Origin of the sequence: Paenibacillus sp. FSL W8-0426 (assembly GCF_037969725.1) — a bacterium.
GTDB classification, from domain to species: domain Bacteria; phylum Bacillota; class Bacilli; order Paenibacillales; family Paenibacillaceae; genus Paenibacillus; species Paenibacillus hubeiensis.
On record NZ_CP150203.1, the window covers coordinates 6,294,553 to 6,317,287 of the forward strand.

Here is a 22,735-nt window from a genome sequence, read left to right on the forward strand (position 1 = left end):
CGGTCATCAGGTTCCATTTTTTTAGTAAAAAAAGCAAATAAAACAAAAAAACCTTGTCCACGGGGGACAAGGCTTGAGGTTATTTATAATTCATATAATGGCTGAAATCAATAAGTTTCGACCCTAGGACTTGGAACGTGTTTCCGGGTTCAGTTTCATGCGCATGCGCATCAGGAAATTAATAACCGGTTTTCTGGTTTTGCTGACAAGCCCGATAACTTCCGCCCCTACCTGCAGGAAGAACATCATGATACAGATCACGACGAAAGTGACCCAGTTCGCTTCGAACATGGCTGCCGATGATTGAATGATCGCCAGTACGCCGAAGAATGCGGCAATGCCATAGATGATCAGTACCGTCTGACGATGACTGAAGCCGAGCTCACGCAAGCAGTGATGCAGGTGACCTTTGTCCGGCGAAAAAATCGGTTTCCGCTGCACCGCGCGGCGAATGATCGCGAACAGCGTATCGGAGAGCGGCACGCCGATAATAATCAGCGGGGTAATGAAGGACACGACGGCAATCTGCTTGAAGCCGAGCATGGACAGCATCGCCAGCGAGAAACCAAGGAACAACGAGCCTGAATCGCCCATGAATATTTTGGCCGGGTGGAAGTTGAAGAACAGGAACCCGATAATGCTGCCCAGCAGCACCAGACACATCAAGGCAATCATCATGTTGCCCATGAGGAACGACATGACGGCAATCGTACCGATCGCAATGCCGGATACGCCGGCAGCCAGACCATCCAGACCGTCAATCAGGTTAATGGCATTCGTTACCCCGACGATCCACAGAATGGTCAATGGAATGGATACCCATGCTTCCAAGGAGGAGTACGCGTCCTGGAAAGGAATATTGACGAAATCCACCCGAATGTTGAATCCGAACACGACGACTGATGCGGCAACGATCTGTGCAAGCAGCTTTACTTTTGCCGACAATTCGAAGCGGTCATCCAGCGCACCGGTCAATACGATAATCGTTCCGCCGACCAGGAATGCGCTGACAAAGCTCATGTCCCTTGTCGTAAACCACGCCGACACAAAAGGAAGCAATGCGGCTACTGTCACCATGAATGCGAGAAAGATGCCCAATCCGCCGAGACGCGGCATGACCCGCGTATGCACTTTGCGCGCATTTGGCTGGTCCATGGCCCCGACCTTAACCGCAAACTTCTTGACGAGCGGTGTCAGTGCAAGAGCCAGTCCCATCGACACAAGAAATCCAATGATAAAAATAGCTACCATTTGAGTATTCGACCCCCAATGATCTTACCTGTACGAATTATAAATCCCCTAATCTCTGTTTCTATATAAAGTTGATCAATACATGATAACGAAGAATGCAGAACCGATCTGGAAAAGCATAGCGTTCGCTTAAAAGCTTTCTGAAAGAAAGCTGCATCCTGCATCGGAAGCATTAGGCTTACCACCGGATTTTCCCTTTGAAAAAGGACCAACAAATCTGAGGATAATAGAGATCGGAAGATGGTGCTGCAATCGAAGTGCCATAGTATTGAGACGTATCAACGCCCCTGCATAATCCGTTCTGAATTATACGCTGAACATGGGCGAAAAGCCATCCTCAATTTTTAGCAAAAACACGTGATTTCCTCCATATTCGCCTATATTTATCGGGATTTTATCACGTTTTCTTTATCGCGCATCACTTTCAAGGCGAATTTCGGAAGCGCAAGCATCCGGCCGGCACGGCTCGGTTCCCGCAGCAACCGATAGAACCACTCAAGTCTCAGCTTCTGGAACAGCTTCGGTGCGCGTTTGCTCTTACCCGAAATCACGTCAAAACTGCCTCCGACGCCCATCATGACAGGCACTTGAAGCTTGTTCTTATACTTGTGAATCCACGGTTCCTGAGTATCGGCTCCCCGGGCAACGAACAGCAGATCCGGCGCAGCTGCGCGAATCGACTCAACCACCTGCTCATCTTCATCCGGACCGAAGTACCCGTCGCGATACCCTACAATGCGCACCGCAGGATATTGCTGTTGTAACCGTTCCGCCGTCGCTTGAATCACTTCCGGCGTGGAACCGAGCAAATATACGCCCCAGCGATAGTGTTCACCGACGCGCAGCAATTCATGTAAAAGCTCAAACCCCGGCACGCGCTCCGCCACCGGTTCACCGCAATAGTTCGCGGCCCACACGACGCCGGTGCCGTCAGGAACGATCAGCTCGGCCGACTGCATGACTTTCATCATCGCCGGATTCTCCAATGCGGCCATGACCATGATCGGATTAGCTGTAATCACCTGATGCGGCTGTTTGGACAATACCGCTTCCCGGAGAACCTCCACCGTTTCTTTCATGTCCAGCTTCGAGAACGGGATGCCATAGATCGGAACCGTAGGAACAGAACTGGTCTGATTCATCTTCATTTCACCCTTTGCGGCCCAAATAGTTAATAATTTGCTGTGCAGGCACTTTGGCTTCCTGCTTCAGCTCTGTAATGCCTTCTTCGCGCTCCTTCAACCACTGCGAGCGCTGATCCAGCAATTTGGCCACCGTTTTGGCCAGTTTGTCGGCATCCAGCGCCTTTGTATCTCCCACCGGCTCACTGTCCAGGCGAAGCAGGAACTGGTCGATCTTGGGGTCGTACGAGATGCCGACAGGCGGCACGTACTGCGAAGCCGCGTAGATCAGGCTGTGCAGGCGCATGCCGATCATGACATCGCACTTGCTGACTTCCTGCAGCATAAGCTGCGGGTCGGTCAAATCCTGCGTGATGCTGATTTCGCTGCCTTTGCCGGACACGTCTCCGATCATTTCCATCACGAAACGCGAAGCCTGCTCATCGCCTGGCAGGTGAAAGGGCATGAAACGCAGATGCACGTTTTTGTGCGTGCACAGCTTCTTTAACCCGGCCGCGATGGCATGAAGCTCTTTGCGATCCGATTCCCAGAAACGGACCGAGACGCCGATCACCGGGAGCTTGCCGTCCTTGGCCTTGGAAGACGATACAGATGCATTGCGATTTTGCGTTTCGTCAGGCAGCGGAAGCCCCATCACAGGGTCGGGCACCACATTGATCTTGTTCCACTGCAATCCGAGCTGGCGCAAATATTCGGCCGATTGCTCGTCCCGCACGGAAATGTATTTACAGCTTTTGAAAACCGAACGAATCATCGGATTAAAAATCTTTCGATTCACCGGCCCTATGCCTTGCGCATAGATAAAGGTCGGTTTCTTCATCCACTGGGCCAGCTTGATCACGCCAAGGTAATACGGAATGGACTTCAACCCGGTCGCGTCCTGCAAAAGGCTTCCGCCGCCACTGATCAGTCCGTCGCTTTCCTTGATAGCTTCGCGAACCTCTTTGAACTTCATCCGGTGCACGGACCGCACTCCATACATAGAGGCGGTCGACTCCGGGTCAATGGAGAGCACGATCGGCTCGATCGTTATGCCCGAGCGTCGGCTCTCCTCTTCCAGCGATGTCAGGATAGATTTCAGTACCGCTTCGTCTCCGCTGTTGCGAAAACCGTAATATCCCGAGATGACTAACTTTTGAGAAGTGGTGACCATTTTTTCCAACATCCTTCCGCTACTTGCCATACACCGATGGCGATGAGTCCGAAGATCAGGCCGATGCCCAGCCCCATCACGCCGCGAATAAGCGACAGTACGGCCGGTGTATGGATATGCGCAAACGTATCAACCATGGACAGCTGTCCGATGGCTGCAATAAACAGTACAAACACGACATTCCGATATTTTAATGCAGCGAACACACCAACGATAAACAGCGGATGTCCCAGCACGAATTCCTTAAATCTTGGACGAACGCCGAACGTATCCTCCAGCGCCGTACGCAGGAACATTTCAAACGGCGTCACCGAACCGGCATTGCCCGTGCGGGTCAAATAATAATACCCTGCGCCTGCGGCAATCACGGCGAGTACTACCATCAAAATGTTAATACGAGTCAACAGCAAACCTCTGATCTGCTGAACAGAGATGGTGCCCTTACCCCGATAAAACAGGATATAAATGGCAACCAGGCCCATTGGAGCAAAATGCAGCAAACTAACGCCGCGGAACTGGTTAATAACCAGGCTATACGTAATATTGTTCAACAGCGCAATCATAAAGGGAACGGCGAGCAATGACAAAATTGAAGTTCTGACATATAAAATCAATGATTGTTTCAGTCTGCGACCTGCCGGCGCATCCGGGTTGCGTCTCTGTTGTTCGTTCACGGAGCGAACGGCAAGAATGACCGCTATGGTCGGCGCGCTAATGGCTACCAACAACGCTACGCCCTGCTCAAGCAGTGTTGGTTTCAAGAGGAAGAGACCCGCGCTTCCCACCAAACCAAGCGCAAATACGAGCAGCGTAATCATAGGCACGAAGTAGGAAACCATCAATGAAATCATGGCAAGCGCACCAATCAAGGCAACAAGCTTGGCAGGACGCTGGATCGAAGATTCCTTCACCGTGAAGGCTTCGGCTTGTCCAAGTTCAAAACCATGCTTCGCCATGCGTTCAACGGCATGTCCCGGTTCGCCAAGACTGTTGATCAGGTTGTCAATCGGGTTGGTGATCATCGCTTTGGCCGTATTCCGGCTAGGTGCTGCATTCATATAAAGCATGCGAATGTTGCGATCCTTCGTCGCCAAGACGAAGCGGTCGGCAATGACATTCACGTCCAGGTTGGCATCCGCATCGCTAAGCGAGTACAGCCGGGTTACGTTGTAATCCGTTTTGTACGCGAGTGTCGCAAACCCGGACTGCGGTTTTTTCAAATTTTCGATGGCAGCCAGACCGATATGATGTTCGTTCAGCAGCTGTGCGAACTGGTCCAGGCTTTTCGTCTCCGCATTATCATTGTATCCTTTTACGGCATCGCCATCAAACAGGATGCGGGTTACCCCATTCTCTTCGAAATAGGTAAGCAGTCGTTCCATCGATTCCTGGTTGTACGGAACGCTGTCCGAAATCCGGGGCAAAATGTGGAATCCGTATCCCCGCAGCATTTCGATCGCGCCCGGATCAGGCATGAGCGGCTGCATGTTGGCATTTTCCGGAGGTGTCTGCAAAATCAAACCGCTGCGGCCTTCATACTGCCATGGAACAACCGGAATTTCACGGTCCGTAAAGGTTTGCTCGATAATCGGCGCATAGGTCTGCGCATTCTCTTCGCTCGTGAACACCACATACGTGTAGTTGTCATTGGATGACACGACTTCTTTATTCGCCGTGGCGATATCCGCACCGTTATATACCATCAACTTCCGTGATTTTCGCAGCTCGTCGAGCGAGCTCTCGAACACGGCCATCGTCGTAATTCCGGCCTCTTTCAGGCGCGGCAGCTGTTCTTTCAGAAAATCCTGGGGATGAGCCTGATAGGTCGAGATGTCCAGGAGTCCCCGGTAGTTAAAGACCAGCTCCACCTTGTCGGCCGAGTTCTCGGTCTGCACCCGATCCGAAATGACGGGAATGGTCGCAATCAAACCGATGATCACGACGATCCACAACCATTTCCGGGAAGCATTATTCCATTTAAGCCATTTTTGACGCACTACATGTACCTCCTCAAGTGTTGGAACCAAATTGCACCTTTCGCTCAACATCAATTCCATTCATCATTGCTGCCAGAATCCGGATATCAACAGCTTGCGTCAACAAGCCTTCTTATATCCGGACGATTGCACCGGCAAACGGTTCATTGCTTGACTTCCGTTCACATTCCAAAGAAAAAGCCTCTCCGCCAATCAACCTTTCGGTGCGGAGAGGCTTTCTCGCTTGCATGCGTGTATTGCAAATTCAAATTATTGGGCGTCTACCCGTGCCATGACTTCGGCAGCGAGGCGATCGATGCGGCTCTCCGCATCTTCCAGACTCTCTCCACGAACGGCAAAATACACTTTGATCTTCGGTTCCGTACCCGAAGGACGCAGGCAGAACCAGGAGCCGTCTGCCAATATGAATTTCAGGACATTTTCCTTCGGCAGGCCGTCCAAGCCAATGGAGTAGTCCAGCACGTCCTGTACGGCCACGCCTGCAACTTCTGTCGGCGGATTGCTGCGCCAGTCGCTCATTTTGCCTTGAATCTGTGCAACACCGTCCTTGCCTTTCAATGTGCGGGACTCCAGTCTTTCCAGGAATGTGCCGAACTGGCTGTAAAGGTCCTGCAGCACATCGTAGAGCGTTTTGCCTTGATTTTTGTAATAAGCGGCCGCTTCCGCGATCAGCATCGAAGCCAGGATGGCATCTTTGTCGCGCGCATAATTGCCTGCAAGGTAGCCGTAGCTTTCTTCGTAACCGAACAGGAACGTATGACTGCCCGTTGCCGCGAATTGGTCCATCTTTTCGCCGATATATTTGAAGCCCGTCAGGGTGTTCATCACTTCGGCGCCGTAGTGCTTCGCAATTACCGCCCCCATCTCGCTGGTGACGATCGTTTTAATTACCGCCCCGTTGGCCGGCATTTTGCCGGTTTCCTGCAAACGGCTCAGCAAGTAGTGCACCATGATGGCACCCGACTGGTTGCCAGACAGCACGAAATATTTGCCGTTGTTGTCCTTGACGACCGCACCCATGCGGTCCGCATCCGGGTCCGTTCCGATCAGGATGTCCGCGCCGACGGATTCGCCCAGCTTCATCGCCAGCGTAAACGCTTCGCGCTCTTCCGGGTTAGGGGATTTCACGGTCGAAAACTCGGCATCCGGCTGCTCTTGCTCGGGAACGATGTACACCTGCTCGAAACCGATCTGCTCCAATACGCGGCGTACCGGGATGTTTCCGGTTCCGTGCAGCGGCGTGAAAACAATTTTGAAATCGCGGCCGATGCCGGATTGGATCAGTTCACGGCTCAGGCTAACGCTGGCCACCGTTTCCGCGAATGCGCGGTCTTCATCGTCTCCGAGCCATACGAGCAGTCCTTGCGCTTCGGCTTCTTCCTGCGTCAGCTTTTTCACGTCAGCCAGGGAAGGAACCTCCTGAATGTATTGGATCACTTGCTCCGCCTCATGCGGAACAAGCTGACCGCCTTCATGGTTGTACACTTTGTATCCGTTATATTCCGGCGGATTATGGCTCGCCGTGACCACGATGCCTCCGGTGGCTTGCAGATGCCGCACGCTGAATGACAGTTGAGGCGTAGGACGGAGCGACGTAAACAGCTTGGCCACGATGCCGTTGCCTGCAAGTACCAGTGCTGCGTCAAGCGCGAACTCCGGCGAGAAGTGACGGGAATCATGCGCAATGACAACGGAAGGCCGGCCTTCCTTGTCTCCGTGCTGCTCCAACAAATACCGCGCAAAGCCTTGTGTCGCACGCCCCACGGTATAACGGTTCATGCGGTTGCTTCCCGCACCGATCACGCCGCGCAATCCGCCGGTACCGAACTCCAGATTTCTGTAAAAGCGATCCTCGAGCTCCTTCGGTTGATCCTGCAAATCGCGGAGTTCCTGTTTCGTCGCTTCATCGATCGAAGCATCCTCCAACCACTGCTGTAATGTCTGTGCTGCTGTCGAACTTAACTGTTCCATTGCTGCAAACCCCTTCCCACGATATCAATTCATTGATAATGACTTGCTAAAGCGACGCAGAGTAATGTACTCCGTCCGTATGCGCTGCTTATGAAATCAGCTTGGGTCAGACAAGGCAAACATGATTTCGCCTTCGGCGACAACCTTGTCTCCGACTCTTGCCGTAGCTTGGCCTTTTCCGATGGAGCCTTTGAGACGCGTAATTTCGACTTCCAGCATCAACGTATCGCCAGGTACGACCTGACCACGGAAACGGAAGTTATCGAGTCCTGCCAAAAATCCGATTTTCCCCTTGTTGCTCTCCACGTTAAGAATGGCCGCGGCGCCAACCTGCGCCAATGCTTCGGTGATCAATACGCCTGGCATGACCGGGTATTCCGGAAAATGGCCGATGAAGAACGGTTCGTTGATGGTTACGTTTTTCAATCCGACGGCGCGTTTGCCGTCCTCCATTTCCACGATCTTGTCCACCAACAGGAATGGGGGACGGTGTGGAATGATGGCTTGAATCTGTTTGCTATCGAGCACGGTATTTTCTCCTCCCGGGGCTATTGATAGGATGCTTTTCCGTTATGGCTGACATTTTAACGCCAACGACTCAGCCGTTCCGGTTACGGATCGTTCTTCCGATCGCTGTTGTCTCCGAATTTTCCGAATGGTTTGAAAGGAGGTTGAAATTCGGAGCCAAAGGCGAACGCTTCGCTTCTCCAGAATCGATTCCGTCCCCTCCACTAGGTCGTCAAAAAGAATCATCCCTAAAACAAAGCACCTATCAAGTTCATTTTTTATTTTTCTTTTGCATAAAAAACTCATTTGGCGTCCACACTAGTATTACCCTTCATGACTGCAGTAGTGAAGGTTAAGATAAGGGGTCTCTCTTCGCGACGACAATCGTCTTTCGCAGGGGAGGCCTCTTTTGACGTCAAAACGTCAAACGTCACCCACCATTATACTGTTTTCAACGCCAAAAAGAAAACTCCTGCCTGCGCAGGAGTTTTCGATCCATTTCACCGCTTTATGGGGCGAACACCAAATCATATACATGCTTCCAGGTATCCAGCTCGAACACGGAGCCGAAATCCTGTTTGCCCAGTACCACATAGCCGGCCACCATGCCGCCGCCGAGGGCCAGAACAAGCAGGAATGGAACCAGAAACCATCTCAGGACCCGCCATCCGCTTTTCTTTTTCTTAACCTTCGTCTTATCCGGCTTCTCATTCTGCCGCTGTGTATCTGTCATTGCATTCACCTAGGCTCTCAAATTGTTGGCAAGGCCCGCCATGGAATCACTGGATGTCAATGCTCGAGCTGCCAACTGATATGTTCGTTGCCCTTGCAGTAACAAAGCCATCTCCTGCGTCAGATCGACGTTGGATTGCTCCAGATAGCCTGGACGAATGTTTGCCGTTGAAGGACGCGTTGCCGCATTCGCTCCAAAGACGTCATCTTCGGTCAGCCCGGCGCCCAACCCGAACAAATTGTCCGAGTACTGTACCAGTCCTTCAGGACGTTCAATGTCAACGACTTGCAGCTGCGCCGCAATGGTTGCGTTGGCTGCATTGCCTCGACGAACCAGCAGATTCCCGTTTTCGTCGAAAGCGACTTTGCTGTTGTTCGGAGCTGTGATCCGTTCACCGTTGCGTCCCAGCACAAAATATCCTTCGCCGTTCACGAGCACCATCCGGTCCGGATCGTTCGGATTCGCCTTAGGTCTCGTGTCTTCCACGAAATGGAATGCGCCTTGACGCGTCCACATTTTTTGCCCGTCTACCTCAACGGCAAACATCGCGTTTCCTTCAATGGCCAAATCTGTAGGATTTCCCGTTTGGTTGAGCGATCCTTGGCCCATGTCCTTGGTCAAGTTTGCCAAACGTACGCCAAAACCAAGATTGTAGCCCATCGGGGATGAGCGTCCATCCAGCTTGTACTTGTCCGGTTGTTGCTGCACTCGGGTAAGAACGTCCTCAAACGCAGCTTGTTTGCTTTTATAGCCTGCCGTATTTACGTTGGCAATATTATCGGCAATAACATCCAGCCGCTGCTGAATGCCTGTCATGGAAACCATGGCGCTAATCATGGAATTGTTCATCCGCGGGTTAACCTCCCTGCTCTGCTCGCCAAGCACATTCCGCTCTCGGCGCTGCAGCAATAATCATATGGTAGATGACGGCGTCGTTATACGCGCCCTACTTCGTTCACGGCCTTGTCCAAACTGCGATCATAAAATTGCACCATCTTCTGGTTCGCTTCGTATGCGCGATAAGCGGCGTTCATGTCAACGGTGGCACGCGAGGCATCCACGTTGGAGCCTTCCAAATATCCTTGACGGATCTGCACGTTGTCTCCGGCGGCCATCATTCTAACCGTAGCTCCCCCTTGACCGTTCAGGCTAAAGTTGCCGTCACCTTCACGCACCAGCTGGTTCGGTTGGTCAACCACGCTGATTCCCAAAGTGACTCCCGTCGGATCACCTGTATTGACATCGACCAAGCGTCCTTGCCCATCCACTTTAAATTGCTCGACCGAGCCTGTCAATACAACCGGCTGACCATTATTGTCCAGCACTTCTGCTCCCGTGGAGCTCAGCAGCGATCCATCCCCTGTAATCTGGAAATGCCCGTCGCGCGTATATCTCGTATTTCCGTTCTGGTCTCTAACCGTAAAATAAGCCTGCGGCTGATAAAGGACCGTTCCGTCCTCACGCACGAATTTGCCGGATTCATTAAAGGCAACCGGTTGTCCTGTCTGCGGATCGTTAAGGGTCAGGTCGGAGGAAATGGCGAAATCGTTCTTCTGCCCGCTTTCCATCAGGGTTCCCTGCACGTTCATGGACAAGCTTTCTTCCGCAAATACCCCCGTGTTCAGCCGGCCAAGGCGCTTCGTCGGCACATTGGCATCTCCGCCCACCAGGCCGATCAGCATTTCCGGAAAAGAACGGCTTACGCTGTTGACCTGTTTATATCCTGTTGTGTTCATGTTCACGATGTTCTGGGTGGCGGTGTCATGGCGGCGCTGCTGCGTAATCATGCCGGCAGCGGCGGTATACAGCCCTCTTAACATGGAGTAATCCCCTTTCTATCCTATGCTTGTCCTACGTAAAAGGAAGAAAATATGCCCGTTCCATTCTTCCTTCCGGACAACTCTTTGATGTTTATATCGGCAGATCAGAACTTTTTCTTAACGACTTGATCCAAATTGTTCAGCATGATTCCCGTTCCCTTGACGACGCAATGCATCGGGTCCTCTGCTACCCATACCGGTACGTGAAGCTCGTTGGTTAACAGTTCGTCCAATCCATTGAGCAGCGCTCCTCCGCCCGTCAACACAACGCCCCGGTCGATAATGTCCGCCGACAATTCCGGCGGTGTCCGCTCCAATACCGATTTGGCAGCCGCGATGATCGACTGCACCGAATCCCAGAGCGCTTCCTGTACCTCACTCCCCGAGATGGTGACTGTAACCGGTAAACCCGATACCATGTCACGCCCGCGAATATCCATTTCTTTTTTCACTCCGTCCGGATGGACGGAACCGATGGCGATTTTGATATCTTCCGCCGTACGCTCGCCGATCATGAGTTTGTATTTGGCCTTAATGAATTTAATAATAGCTTCGTCAAACTTGTCCCCTGCTACTTTAATGGAAGAGGCGGTGACAATATCGCCCATGGAAAGCACGGCAATATCCGTCGTTCCGCCGCCGATGTCCACAACCATATTACCGCTCGGCTGAAAAATGTCCATGCCTGCGCCGATCGCCGCCGCCTTTGGCTCTTCTTCCAAAAATACTTCTTTGGCACCGCTGCGTTCGGCCGCCTCACGGATCGCTTTCTGTTCCACGGAGGTAATGTTCGTCGGCGCGCAGATCAAAATACGCGGACGGCTGTACCAGTTGCGCGCCCCCACACGATTGATGAAATGCCGCAGCATGGCTTCCGTGATTTCGAAGTCCGCGATAACGCCGTCGCGCAGCGGTCTGATGGCAACAATGTTGCCGGGCGTGCGTCCCACCATGCGACGCGCTTCTTCTCCCACCGCAAGGACACGTTTCGTATCGCTTTCAATGGTCACGACAGAAGGTTCGTCGAGAACGACCCCGCTTCCTTTCACGTGAATGAGCACGTTCGCCGTGCCAAGATCAATACCGATATCCTTGCTTAACATAAAAGAGCCCCCAAAGTGATATTATTTTGGTCAGCGTATCCTGTGAAAAAGAGTCCCTTATCACGTCACCGCTCGTTCGACAAAGTGCAGCATTTATATGTAAAAATCGGGCTGATAAGATGTCATAATTCGATCCTGTACCAGCTTTTAACATATCATACTTCAGGGGAGGGATTCAATCCGTTTGTGAGCTTTTTGGCCTATGTCTTTTCCCGCTCCTTCATGATTTGGCAGAAGCCAATACTTCGCGTTTTTTTCCGCTTGTTTTTTTGTATTTGATTTTGGTTGCTTCCCCGCCCCGCAAATGGCGGATCGACTTGTGGTACTCCAGAATATGCTTCACCTGGTCAGCAAGATCCGGGTTGATTTCAGGCAGACGCTCCGTCAGATCCTTATGCACCGTGCTTTTGGATACGCCGAATTCTTTAGCAATGGTTCGGACCGTATTTCTCGTCTCAACAATGCAGCGACCGATTTTAATGGTCCGTTCCTTGATGTAATCGTGCACGCTCCCGCCTCCCTACTGTGTGGATAGTTTGGTACATTATATGAGGGGCAGGTCTAGATATTCTCGGTTTGGAGCGTGACATGCTTCAAAGGTCCCATTATTTTAACAAAAGCACAGAAAAGAGCAGAGGGACAAACCCTCTGCTCCTTCATGCGGATCAGGCATAAACCATTTTACTTTTCCGGAAGGTATCCTTGCGGATTAACCGGCTGTCCGTCTTCGTACACTTCGAAGTGAAGGTGATTACCCAACGTTTTGCCGAGTTCGCTCACGCCGGCGGAAGCAATGGTGTCTCCCAATTTCACTTCATCGTTTTGTTTCACTTTGACGTCGGCCAAGCTTTGGTAAACCGTTTTGAGATTTCCATCGTGCGTAATTTCCACGACTTGACCCGTCAACGGGTTTTGTTCAACTCGGGTAACTTTGCCGCCGAGCGCTGCTTTGACTTCGAAGGTTTCATTATCCCCACGAGCCAGATCCACGCCTGTATTCGGAATGAATGTGTCGTTGTACTGAACCATCGCCGCCTCATGCTCTTCGGCAGATCCTTCATTGTCATAGAATGGTCTCACGACCGAGATTTCCGAAGGGTTGCTTACAGGCCATGCAAAATTCTCCGACTTCGCGACCACTTCCACACTTTCCTGACCCTCTTCCGCTGCTGTTTCTCCCGTAGCTACGGAGCCGTTTTCTACTACACCCGTGGGTTTGGATTCAAGCGTCTTTTGGCTTGTTCCCTGATAGACCCAAACTAAGGTTAGTATAATACCTGCTGCCGCGATGTAAGCTGCCGGGAACACCCAGCGTTTGGACATTGCTCTTTTCCATGAAGAAGGCTGGCTTGCCGGTACTCCTTGAGTTGTTTTAGGAGTCTCTTCCTGGATGGTTTTTTTGTTTTGTTCATTCATCTTGATCACCTCAGTAACAAGTGTTACCGGGTGCAACTCTTTTATACACGGGCGACTCTAATTATTTTCACAAAGCTTTCAGAGAGTGCTATACATGCCTAATTTGCCGGATTACACTGTGCCACTACGCTGTCAGAACAATCTTCCGATTGCTGTTATCCCTGGATTTCTATTATTCCTTTATATAAACCATCCTAATCAATCACACAAGGCCACTACGAGTGCAGTACCATCTTCCGATCGCTGTTATCCCCGGATTTTTTTGATTCCCCTTCTCTAAGGGGGAAAATCCGGGGATAAAGGCGACCGCTTCGCTTCTCCAGATTGGTTCTGCCTCTCCGTTAACGTGTGTTATCTTTTTTGCGGTTTATATAGATGGTTGAAATCCAGGGATAAAGGCGAGCGCTTCGCTTCTTCAGATTTATTCTGCCTGCTCCGTTCTCGTGTAATCTCAATCCGATAGAGTATAGCCAAGTCTTGAAAGCTTTGTGATTGGGCTGGGTATGGTAGGTGGCTTGGTTCTAGCTTACCTCGCCATTAAAGGCCTAGTTGATCTATAAGGCTGAAATACAGCTCACGTCACCTGCCGGGCATGCAGCCTATCCCATTAATGAGAATCTGGTATGTTTAAAGATCAGATAGAGATTGGGGGCTTATCAGGAAACGAGTTCTTTTTTGTGGAGATCCTCATCCGATCTCTCTGGGGCTATTGCTTTGCCAACATCTTGGATGCATGTCCAAAGGAGATACCCGTATAGTAGTGCTTCAGGATCTGCGTTGCGGTATACCCCTCCTGCGCCATGCCGTTGGCTCCCCATTGGCTCATACCGACGCCATGACCGTAGCCGTATGTCGTAATCCGCACCTCATCCCCTTCTGCCGCCCAGGTGAACTGGCTGGACCGCAGACCGAGCAGGTTTCGGACTTCCGGTCCGCCGAACACTTTGCTTCCGATCCGCACTTGCTTGATTCGATGTCCTGCGGTCGTGGACAGCACTTCCATCCAGGATCCGCCGTTCTGGGCCGTTGCGGGAATCGCGTCATCGCCAAGCTGTAGTTTTCGAAGGATTTCGGACCGGCTCATCGTCACGGTCTCTTCGAATCCCGGAGCTACCTTTTTGTCCCAGGGGCTGTTCACGCTTTTCAGATAGGGTACCGCATTTCCCCACACATCTTCTGCATTTTCCGTATAACCGTTGCTTGTCGAAAAAAAGGATGCCGTAATCGGCTTGCCTTGGTATGTCATCACGGTGTCCTTGCTCTCACGAACGGCCTGCTGCAGCTTCTCCCAGTCCTTCGTTTTTCCGAGCTTTGTCCACTCGGTCTTCACTTGATCCGGCGGAAGAAAAACCTGATGGCTTACGGTATCGGTCACGTCAGCGACCCCACCCGGCACGCCGCTTGTATCGTTGGCCTCCAGACGTCGAACGATAAATGTGCGCGCTGCGATCGCCTGGGCTTTTAACGCCTCTAGCTGGAAGTCCGAGGGCATTTCCGCCGCGATTACCCCCGCTACATACTCTTCCAGAGGCAGGTTCATCGTAGTTCCTTTACCCGATAGGTACACCCGCACCTCCGGCTCAGGATACGCGACAGGTACGACGGGGGAAGGTTTGGAAGTTGAAGTTTGTTCCTGCACCGCCGAAGCCGGAGAAGGTGGAACCTTGATGTCATTCGGCCAGACCAGGATCGCCGGTATAATTAATGCCACCCCCACCAACGCGGATACGGCTGCCACAGGTTGCCACCTCCTAGGATTACGCTGACCCCATCCCCGATTTTGTCCAAACACCTTCATTCGCCGCCTCTTAACGACGCGATAATGATCCAGTTCTATAATAGGCGCATGAGCCTGCTCCTCGCGCATCCTTGTTGGAAATGGCTTGTCTTTTTTCTCAACCGGCTGCAGGGCAGCCTCGGCTTCTGCCTCGTTCTCTACTGCTTCTCCAACCGTTGGAGCGTTGAGGGGCAATTTGACCTGTATACGCGCTTCCTTCATTTTCGTTAGCCCTCCATTGTCGTAATCAGCCTATGAACTCATCTTTCGTTTTCATTCCATAGTTAAGAGTATGAGCGTTCACGATCTGGTAGAACCCGATTTGAGAGAAACGCCTGCTAGCCCGGTGCCTAAAAAGAAAAAGATGGAACTTTAGGAGCAGCTATTCATAGAATCAGCTCCTAAAAAGGAGTATCTCTCATTTGGCATCGTAAACTTGCCCTATCTACCCATTAAAGAGGCAAAAAAAAGAGCCAAGCTCTAAGGCTTAGCTCTTTCATGTATTCCATTTTAATCATCTTTTGTTCATTAAGCCCAGGTTGGTTGCACCTTGAACATCGGCACTTCGTCCTCCGGTTTCTCGTTCGGGGTTTTGACCGATTCCAGCTTCGGCTCATCGACGGAAATCCGATAGATGTCGGCACCCAGTCCATTCAGCTTTTCCGCCAAATGTACATAACCGCGATCGATGTGATGCACGCCGCCAACTTCCGTCGTACCTTCAGCAACCAAGCCGGCAATGATCAGGGCTGCCCCTGCTCTCAGGTCCGTTGCGGTTACCTTGGCACCCTTCAGTTTCGCATTACCCGTGACGATCGCCGAACGGCCTTCCACCTTGATCTCCGCATTCATCAATTGGAATTCATCCACATGCATGAAGCGATTCTCAAACACGGTTTCCGTCACAACGCTTGTTCCTTCGGAAGCAAGCAACAAAGCCATCATCTGGGACTGCATATCCGTCGGGAAACCAGGGTACGGCAATGTCTTCACGTCTACCGCTTTGAGTGGACGGTCTGCAACAACTCGTACGCCATTTTCGTCAGGAATAATCGTGACGCCCATTTCTTCCATCTTGGCAATGACTGAGCCCATGTGATCCGAGATGGCACCTTCGATGTATACGTCTCCGCCAGAAATGGCTGCAGCAGCCATATACGTGCCCGCTTCGATCCGATCCGGGATGACGGTATGCCGAACACCGGTCAGCTTCTCCACGCCTTCAATGCGAATAATGCCTGTTCCCGCTCCGCGAACCTTGGCCCCCATACCGTTCAGGTAGTTGGCTAGATCCACGATCTCGGGTTCTTTTGCCGCATTCTCCAGAATGGTTACCCCATCTGCAAGAGTAGCAGCCATCATAATATTTTGAGTAGCTCCAACGGAAGCTACATCCAGATAAATTTTAGCGCCGCGCAGCCTTCCTTGGCTACGTGCTTCGATGTACCCTTGGCCGAGGCTGATCTCTGCCCCCATAGCTTCAAACCCTTTAAGATGTTGGTCAATCGGCCGCGTGCCGATCGCGCATCCGCCAGGGAGAGAAATCCTTGTGTGCCCCATACGCGTCAATAAAGGCCCCATGACCAGAAAGGACGCCCGCATTTTGCTTACCCATTCATACGGTGCTTCACAGGAAGTCAAATTCTCCGCATTCACGGTAATCACTTCGTCCCGGTATGTAACCTTGGCTCCCAGCGATTCCAACACTTTATTAATCGTCATCACATCGTCTAGAGGAGGCGCGTCTACAATGACGCTTTGGCCTTTTTCCCCTAAGAGAGAGGCAGCGATGATCGGAAGAACGGAATTTTTAGCGCCGCTAACTTTGACACTTCCGGTCAATCTTTTGCCACCGCGGACGATAAATTTGCTCATCATGGTTCCCTCCGCGCTTTTATTCCCTTTTCTTCATTCCGAAATGCATAAGCCCCTCCAAAAAAAACGAAAGGACCATGACTGTATATGGAATTTCGACATTGTCTGGTAAGAAAGCACCTTGATGTCTGATCAGAAAAGATTGGTTTATGATCCAAATAGATGATACCACATGTCGTGACGAATGCCTCTGGACGTTTGAAATAAATCATGAATGCCCAACCGGCCTGCGACCTTGTTTTTCGGGATGATTTTTAGCCGGATTGAACCGGGTATCCCTTTATAGCCTTCAAATTTAAAATAAAAAATGTGAATTCCCTAACTTCCATCATAACACCGTTGAATTGTTGGTTACAAGCATTTTTAGAGAAAATGAATCAAAACCATCCAATTTTGTGTCACATTTTTTTCCCAATCGGCAATTGTCCTTCAATCTTATTCTAATTGTTAACACAATCAATCGATGTTATTCGACAACGACGCTGCATGAGAGCCTAACAGATGATTAACCAACCATATCTTCTTCAAAACAAATAGCGAAGCATCTGGGTCCAGGACATATAGTCAATGACGAAACCGGATACCGCATGACCAACGATAATCGCCAACAACAAATGCAGCAATCTGCCTTGAGGTCCTTTCGGCTGCCTAATGATGAGTTCCAGCTTTAGATTTTGCAAGGCCCACCACGCCACCGCGATACACAACAGCGATACACAGATCGAAATCAAGCCGTTTGCGCTTAATGTCTGGTTTACCTGATTCGTCAGATCATTATCCATATATTCATTACCTCCGCATTTGTTACAGCAATCCGAACAATTCAAATTGTCCTTCACTACCTAAGCATGATATGGCCTTCTTCCAAAGTTATCCCACACATTTTTTTGCATCATCTGACTCTATGGAATATAGGCTCTTTCATCATACCTTGTCAATTACATTGATTTCCACTTTACTAAACTATTCTAAAATCAAACGGTCAGGATTAGGTAACCAAAACGACATAAAAGAGCGTTTTTTCGATATCGAATTTGTCATTTCCTCGGAAATAATTCCGGTTTTCGCGGCCAAAAAATGGTTCTCTAAGTGGTAAAGATACCTATTACTTTAGTCCTATATCATAATCAATTATGTAGGTTTGCTAATCAAAACTAGAAAAAAAAACCGCAGAACTATCCCCTAATCTCCCTTTTTAAGGAGGTTATACGGATCATAGAAGACGTTTTCGTGAAAGAAACTACGCCTATTCTAACCAACGAAAAGGTACATATTCCCACGATTCGCTCGATCCTCTCGATCCATCACAACGCATTTAAACAAAATCATCACCGTTACGATGTTCAAGCACGCATCACAAGAAGAACTGCAACCTTAAAAAGAAGCCCGGCAGTTAGACTGCCAGGCCCCTCATAATTGTTTATTTGCCGTAAACGTTGATCCGGTTAATCGCTTTTTGCAGTGCGATTTCTGCACGACGATGATCGAAATGATCCTGATTGCTCTGGCTGCTAAGCCGGCGCTCCGCCCGCTCTTTTGCCGCACGAGCACGGTCCACATCGATGTCCTCCGGAAACTCGGCGCTCTCTGCAAGTACAACAACCTTATCCTTACGGATTTCAATAAAGCCGCCACCTACGGCAACCAGCTTTTCTTGCTTTCCGTTTTTGATCGTGATTGGCGCGATTTGCAAAGGAGTTACCAACGGAATATGCCCTGGCAGAATGCCAAGCTCCCCTTCAACACCACGAGCGATAAGGCTATTCACTTGTTCGGAATATACAAGTCGCTCTGGGGTAACGATTTCCAACAATAAGGTGCTCAATTCCATCCCTCCTGAAAACTATCCGAAGGATAGCTCACTTCATTAAGGACAATCCCGGATCGGATTATACCAAAGTTTTGGCTTTCTCCACTGCCTCTTCAATGGTGCCCACGAAGAGGAAAGCTGCTTCCGGAAGATCGTCATGCTTGCCTTCGAGAATTTCTTTAAAGCTGCGCACCGTTTCTTTAACCGGAACGTATTTACCCGGAATACCGTTGAACGCTTCGGCAACGTGGAATGGTTGGGACAAGAAACGCTGGATTTTACGAGCGCGGTAAACGAGCGCACGGTCTTCCTCGCTGAGCTCGTCCATACCCAGGATTGCGATAATGTCCTGCAACTCATTGTAACGAGCCAAGATGCGTTTAACGCCTTGAGCAACGTTGTAATGCTCTTCCCCTACAACCTCAGGGCTGAGGATACGAGAGCTCGATGCCAATGGATCTACCGCAGGGTAGATACCCATCTCGGAAATTTTACGCTCCAAGTTCGTCGTTGCATCCAAGTGAGCAAACGTTGTCGCTGGAGCCGGATCCGTATAGTCATCCGCAGGAACATAGATCGCTTGGATCGATGTTACGGAACCTTTTTTCGTCGATGTGATCCGCTCTTGCAATTGACCCATTTCCGTAGCCAACGTAGGTTGGTAACCTACCGCAGAAGGCATACGTCCAAGCAAGGCCGATACTTCGGAACCCGCTTGGGTGAAACGGAAGATGTTATCGATAAAGAGCAGCACGTCACGGCCTTCTTCATCACGGAAATATTCCGCCATGGTCAGACCCGTGAGGGCTACGCGAAGACGCGCGCCCGGCGGCTCGTTCATTTGTCCGAAGACCATTGCTGTTTTGTTGATAACGCCGGAATCGCTCATTTCGTGATAAAGGTCATTACCTTCACGCGTACGCTCACCAACACCCGCAAATACGGAGATCCCGCCGTGCTCTTGGGCGATGTTGTTGATCAGTTCCTGAATCGTTACGGTTTTACCTACACCGGCACCACCGAAGAGGCCGATTTTACCACCTTTAGCGTAAGGGGCCAGCAAGTCGATAACTTTGATTCCCGTTTCCAGCATTTCTGCTTGGGTCGTCAGTTCGTCGAATGCAGGAGCCGCTCGGTGAATCGGGTTTTTCACTTCTGCTTTGACTTCGCCATTCGTATCAATCGCTTCGCCAAGCACGTTAAATACGCGACCCAGAGTTGCTTCCCCTACCGGTACGGAAATTGGAGCACCTGTGTCTACAGCTTCAACGCCGCGTACAAGTCCATCCGTGGAAGACATCGCAATACAACGCACGCGGTTGTCACCCAGATGTTTGGAAGCTTCCAGCGTAAGGTCGATTGCAACGCCGCTTTCGTTCTGCGTTTTGATCGTAATGGCATTGAGGATTTCCGGCAGGCCGCCGCGTTCAAACTCGACGTCAACGACCGGACCCATGATGCTCACAACGCGTCCTTTGTTCATCTTAACGTTCCCCTCCTACAAGCCTGCTACTTTTGCAAAAATAAGTTCCGTTCATTCATCCTTGCATTGCAAGCTTTCATATATAAACACGCCCATTTTCAACGAGCCGAACCTTGCTCCCACTTCTTTGAAAGAAATGAGAATGCATCTTTAACTTTGTGCGTTGGCACCTGCCACGATTTCCGTGATTTCCTGCGTGATTGCTGCCTGACGGGCACGGTTATAGGTCAATGACAGATCATTGATAAGTTTGGATGCATTTTTGGTAGCATTACCCATGGCTGTCATCTTCGCACCCAACTCACTTGCTTTACCGTCCAGGAGCGCGCCGTAGATGAGCGTTTCCGCGTAACGCGGGAGCAGCACCTCGAGCACAGCTTCAGGAGATGGCTCATATTCGCAGCTAGCTACCGGGCCTCCTGCCGTGGATACCTCTGGTGTTTCCATCGGAAGAAGACGGTCCACCGTAGGGATCTGGGTCAATGCATTCACAAAGCGGTTATAGCAAATGAACAACTCATCGAATTCAGCCAGTTCAAATCCATGAACCGCTTCATGTGCGATCGATTTGATATCCGCAAATGCAGGTGAATCAGATAAGTCGGTTGTAGTTGCAGCCATTGCGATATCACGTCGTCTGAAGTAGTCCCGCCCTTTGCGGCCGATGACGAACAGAGCGTACTCATCCTTGGATTTATGCTTCTCCTTAAGCGTTTGATTGACCAAACGCAAAATATTCGCATTGTATCCTCCCGCAAGACCGCGATCTGATGTGATGACCAGATAAGCCGTCTTTTTCACCGGACGACTGTCAAGCATCGGATGTTTGATCCCCTTGGTGCTCGTAGCAATGCTTGCCACAACTTCTTTCAACTTCTCAGAGTAAGGGCGTGCTGCTTCAGCTCGTTCCTGCGCTTTGCGCAGCTTGGCTGCCGCAACCATTTCCATCGCCTTGGTGATCTGCTTTGTACTTTGCACACTCTTAATTTGCCGCTTGATTTCGCGCATGCCTTTTGCCATGATTTCACCACCTTAAAACTTTGGCAGAGCCAAAGTTACTTCGAAAGCTTCAACATCAAGTTTTCACAGCGTCAAAACTTCTCATATGGACTACATATATTGAAGTCGGTACACGCAGACATGCGGAATCGTAATATCAACTCCGCAGCTGCATTTCTATATTAGTGCGAGGCAGCGAAGCTTTTTCTGAATTGCTCGATCGCAGCTTTCAGAGCCGTTTCGTTGTCTGCAGTCAAATCTTTGTTGTCCACGATGGATTGGAGAATCTCAGGGTGCGAGCTCACCATAAACGCCAGGAATTCACGTTCGAAGCGAGTTACGTCGCCTGTAGGGATTTCATCCAGATATCCTTTGACCGCCGTATACAAGCTGACTACCTGTTGTTCTACAGGCAGAGGCTGGTTTACGCCTTGCTTCAGGATTTCCATCATGCGAGCACCACGATTCAGGCGAGCCTGCGTGGATTTATCCAGATCGGAGCCGAATTGGGAGAACGCCTGCAACTCACGATATTGGGCGAGATCGAGACGCAGGGAACCTGCAACCTTTTTCATCGCCTTGATCTGAGCGGAACCGCCGACACGGGATACGGAAATACCCACGTTGATCGCCGGACGTTGTCCTGCGTTAAACAGATCGGACTCCAGGAAGATCTGACCGTCCGTAATCGAGATTACGTTGGTCGGGATATATGCGGATACGTCGGAAGCCTGTGTTTCAATGAATGGCAATGCGGTTAAAGAACCACCACCAAGCTCATCATTCAGCTTCGCAGCGCGCTCCAGCAAACGGGAGTGCAAGTAGAATACGTCACCCGGATAAGCCTCGCGGCCTGGAGGACGACGAAGCAGCAAGGACAACTCACGGTATGCTGCCGCTTGTTTGGTCAGGTCATCATATACAACGAGAACGTGCTCGCCTTTGTACATGAAGTACTCACCCATGGAACAACCGGAGTAAGGAGCGATGTACAGGAGCGGTGACGGATCGGAAGCCGATGCCGTTACAACGATCGTGTATTCCATTGCGCCTCTGCGACGCAGCGTTTCAACAACCTGCGCAACCGTAGATTGTTTTTGACCGATAGCAACGTAGATACATTTCATGCCGCTGCCTTTTTGGTTCAGGATCGCGTCGATCGCGATGGATGTTTTACCTGTTTGACGGTCACCGATGATCAACTCACGTTGACCGCGACCGATTGGAACCATAGCGTCAATCGCTTTGATCCCCGTTTGCATCGGCTCATGAACCGATTTACGATCCATTACGCCTGGTGCACGGCCTTCCACTGGACGGAATTCCGTCGTTGCGATCGGGCCTTTGCCATCCACCGGAATACCGAGCGGATTCACAACGCGTCCAATCAATGCCTCACCAACAGGCACTTGCATGATTTGACCTGTACGCTTAACTTGGTCACCTTCACGAATGTCGGAGTAAGGTCCCAGGATAACGACACCGACGTTGCTCTCTTCAACGTTCATGGCGAGACCCATTACGCCGCTTGGGAACTCAACCAACTCGTTGGACATGACGTTCTCAAGTCCGTATACACGGGCAATACCATCGCCGACCTCAATAACCGTACCTACTTCAACGACATCGATGTCGTTTTTGTATTGTTCGATCTGGCTTTTAATCAATGTACTGATTTCTTCTGGTTTGATACTCAAG

20 protein-coding genes are annotated in these 22,735 nt (G+C 50.7%); 1 reads left to right on the forward strand and 19 read right to left on the reverse strand.

Annotation, left to right across the window (positions count from 1 at the left end):
- Nucleotides 1-123: 123 nt before the first annotated feature.
- The 6 genes from MKY59_RS28520 to fabZ form a co-directional block, all read right to left on the reverse strand.
- On the reverse strand, nt 124-1,251 hold the full coding sequence (locus MKY59_RS28520) for an MraY family glycosyltransferase (RefSeq protein ID WP_339274953.1): 1,128 nt from the start codon (nt 1,249-1,251) through the stop codon (nt 124-126).
- A 383-nt stretch (nt 1,252-1,634) separates the two neighbouring features.
- Nucleotides 1,635-2,399, reverse strand: a complete 765-nt coding sequence (locus tag MKY59_RS28525) for a WecB/TagA/CpsF family glycosyltransferase (RefSeq protein ID WP_236412996.1) — start codon at nt 2,397-2,399, stop codon at nt 1,635-1,637.
- Between the two features lies 1 nt (nt 2,400).
- The gene (gene csaB / locus MKY59_RS28530; protein WP_236412997.1) at nt 2,401-3,546 is read right to left on the reverse strand and encodes a polysaccharide pyruvyl transferase CsaB; all 1,146 of its coding nucleotides are present in this window, start codon (nt 3,544-3,546) and stop codon (nt 2,401-2,403) included.
- A complete protein-coding gene (locus tag MKY59_RS28535; RefSeq protein WP_339274954.1) occupies nt 3,522-5,543 on the reverse strand; it encodes a DUF5693 family protein in 2,022 nt (673 codons plus the stop codon). Before MKY59_RS28535 ends, csaB begins: the two co-directional genes overlap by 25 nt.
- A 249-nt stretch (nt 5,544-5,792) precedes the next feature.
- Entirely contained in the window at nt 5,793-7,514 is a 1,722-nt protein-coding gene (locus MKY59_RS28540; protein WP_339274955.1) for a phospho-sugar mutase, read from the reverse strand.
- Between the two features lie 96 nt (nt 7,515-7,610).
- Complete coding sequence (fabZ, locus tag MKY59_RS28545; RefSeq protein WP_236413000.1) at nt 7,611-8,042, reverse strand: 3-hydroxyacyl-ACP dehydratase FabZ; 432 nt, start codon at nt 8,040-8,042, stop codon at nt 7,611-7,613.
- Between the two features lie 44 nt (nt 8,043-8,086).
- Here fabZ and MKY59_RS28550 point away from each other — a divergent pair, with 44 nt between their 5' ends.
- Nucleotides 8,087-8,377, forward strand: coding sequence for a hypothetical protein (locus MKY59_RS28550; RefSeq protein WP_339274958.1), 291 nt, complete (start codon nt 8,087-8,089; stop codon nt 8,375-8,377).
- Nucleotides 8,378-8,529: 152 nt separating this feature from the next.
- Here the strand turns inward: MKY59_RS28550 and MKY59_RS28555 are convergent, their stop codons facing one another.
- The 13 genes from MKY59_RS28555 to atpA form a co-directional block, all read right to left on the reverse strand.
- Complete coding sequence (locus tag MKY59_RS28555; RefSeq protein WP_236413001.1) at nt 8,530-8,754, reverse strand: DNA-directed RNA polymerase subunit beta; 225 nt, start codon at nt 8,752-8,754, stop codon at nt 8,530-8,532.
- A 9-nt stretch (nt 8,755-8,763) separates the two neighbouring features.
- Complete coding sequence (locus tag MKY59_RS28560) at nt 8,764-9,603, reverse strand: flagellar hook-basal body protein (RefSeq protein ID WP_236413003.1); 840 nt, start codon at nt 9,601-9,603, stop codon at nt 8,764-8,766.
- A gap of 86 nt (nt 9,604-9,689) precedes the next feature.
- Nucleotides 9,690-10,574, reverse strand: coding sequence for a flagellar hook-basal body protein (locus tag MKY59_RS28565; protein WP_339274960.1), 885 nt, complete (start codon nt 10,572-10,574; stop codon nt 9,690-9,692).
- A 104-nt stretch (nt 10,575-10,678) separates the two neighbouring features.
- Nucleotides 10,679-11,677, reverse strand: a complete 999-nt coding sequence (locus tag MKY59_RS28570) for a rod shape-determining protein (RefSeq protein ID WP_236413006.1) — start codon at nt 11,675-11,677, stop codon at nt 10,679-10,681.
- Nucleotides 11,678-11,897: 220 nt separating this feature from the next.
- Complete coding sequence (spoIIID, locus tag MKY59_RS28575) at nt 11,898-12,185, reverse strand: sporulation transcriptional regulator SpoIIID (RefSeq protein ID WP_024632710.1); 288 nt, start codon at nt 12,183-12,185, stop codon at nt 11,898-11,900.
- Between the two features lie 173 nt (nt 12,186-12,358).
- Complete coding sequence (locus MKY59_RS28580) at nt 12,359-13,093, reverse strand: M23 family metallopeptidase (RefSeq protein ID WP_236413008.1); 735 nt, start codon at nt 13,091-13,093, stop codon at nt 12,359-12,361.
- A 706-nt stretch (nt 13,094-13,799) separates the two neighbouring features.
- Nucleotides 13,800-15,092, reverse strand: coding sequence for a stage II sporulation protein D (spoIID, locus tag MKY59_RS28585; protein ID WP_339274964.1), 1,293 nt, complete (start codon nt 15,090-15,092; stop codon nt 13,800-13,802).
- 306 nt (nt 15,093-15,398) lie between these two features.
- A complete protein-coding gene (gene murA / locus MKY59_RS28590) occupies nt 15,399-16,745 on the reverse strand; it encodes a UDP-N-acetylglucosamine 1-carboxyvinyltransferase (protein ID WP_236413706.1) in 1,347 nt (448 codons plus the stop codon).
- Nucleotides 16,746-17,269: 524 nt separating this feature from the next.
- Nucleotides 17,270-17,527: a DUF1146 family protein gene (locus MKY59_RS28595; protein ID WP_339274966.1), complete on the reverse strand. Its 258-nt coding sequence runs from the start codon at nt 17,525-17,527 to the stop codon at nt 17,270-17,272.
- 638 nt (nt 17,528-18,165) lie between these two features.
- Nucleotides 18,166-18,570 (reverse strand): F0F1 ATP synthase subunit epsilon, encoded by a 405-nt coding sequence (locus MKY59_RS28600; protein WP_236413013.1) that lies wholly within the window; start codon nt 18,568-18,570, stop codon nt 18,166-18,168.
- A gap of 64 nt (nt 18,571-18,634) precedes the next feature.
- Nucleotides 18,635-20,038 (reverse strand): F0F1 ATP synthase subunit beta, encoded by a 1,404-nt coding sequence (gene atpD, locus MKY59_RS28605; protein ID WP_236413015.1) that lies wholly within the window; start codon nt 20,036-20,038, stop codon nt 18,635-18,637.
- 150 nt (nt 20,039-20,188) lie between these two features.
- A complete protein-coding gene (atpG, locus tag MKY59_RS28610) occupies nt 20,189-21,058 on the reverse strand; it encodes an ATP synthase F1 subunit gamma (RefSeq protein ID WP_236413017.1) in 870 nt (289 codons plus the stop codon).
- A 161-nt stretch (nt 21,059-21,219) separates the two neighbouring features.
- Nucleotides 21,220-22,734 (reverse strand): F0F1 ATP synthase subunit alpha, encoded by a 1,515-nt coding sequence (atpA, locus tag MKY59_RS28615; RefSeq protein ID WP_236413019.1) that lies wholly within the window; start codon nt 22,732-22,734, stop codon nt 21,220-21,222.
- Between the last annotated feature and the right edge of the window lies 1 nt (nt 22,735).

Excerpts from the sequence above, each read along its gene's own strand:
- MKY59_RS28520 (WP_339274953.1), bottom strand. The coding sequence starts at position 1,251 with ATGGTAGCTATTTTTATCATTGGATTTCTTGTGTCGATGGGACTGGCT.
- MKY59_RS28525 (WP_236412996.1), bottom strand. The coding sequence starts at position 2,399 with ATGAAGATGAATCAGACCAGTTCTGTTCCTACGGTTCCGATCTATGGC.
- csaB (WP_236412997.1), bottom strand. The coding sequence starts at position 3,546 with ATGGTCACCACTTCTCAAAAGTTAGTCATCTCGGGATATTACGGTTTT.
- MKY59_RS28540 (WP_339274955.1), bottom strand. The coding sequence starts at position 7,514 with ATGGAACAGTTAAGTTCGACAGCAGCACAGACATTACAGCAGTGGTTG.
- MKY59_RS28550 (WP_339274958.1), top strand. The coding sequence starts at position 8,087 with ATGGCTGACATTTTAACGCCAACGACTCAGCCGTTCCGGTTACGGATC.
- MKY59_RS28555 (WP_236413001.1), bottom strand. The coding sequence starts at position 8,754 with ATGACAGATACACAGCGGCAGAATGAGAAGCCGGATAAGACGAAGGTT.
- MKY59_RS28560 (WP_236413003.1), bottom strand. The coding sequence starts at position 9,603 with ATGAACAATTCCATGATTAGCGCCATGGTTTCCATGACAGGCATTCAG.
- MKY59_RS28565 (WP_339274960.1), bottom strand. The coding sequence starts at position 10,574 with ATGTTAAGAGGGCTGTATACCGCCGCTGCCGGCATGATTACGCAGCAG.
- MKY59_RS28570 (WP_236413006.1), bottom strand. The coding sequence starts at position 11,677 with ATGTTAAGCAAGGATATCGGTATTGATCTTGGCACGGCGAACGTGCTC.
- MKY59_RS28580 (WP_236413008.1), bottom strand. The coding sequence starts at position 13,093 with ATGAATGAACAAAACAAAAAAACCATCCAGGAAGAGACTCCTAAAACA.
- spoIID (WP_339274964.1), bottom strand. The coding sequence starts at position 15,092 with ATGAAGGAAGCGCGTATACAGGTCAAATTGCCCCTCAACGCTCCAACG.
- murA (WP_236413706.1), bottom strand. The coding sequence starts at position 16,745 with ATGAGCAAATTTATCGTCCGCGGTGGCAAAAGATTGACCGGAAGTGTC.
- MKY59_RS28595 (WP_339274966.1), bottom strand. The coding sequence starts at position 17,527 with ATGGATAATGATCTGACGAATCAGGTAAACCAGACATTAAGCGCAAAC.
- atpD (WP_236413015.1), bottom strand. The coding sequence starts at position 20,038 with ATGAACAAAGGACGCGTTGTGAGCATCATGGGTCCGGTCGTTGACGTC.
- atpG (WP_236413017.1), bottom strand. The coding sequence starts at position 21,058 with ATGGCAAAAGGCATGCGCGAAATCAAGCGGCAAATTAAGAGTGTGCAA.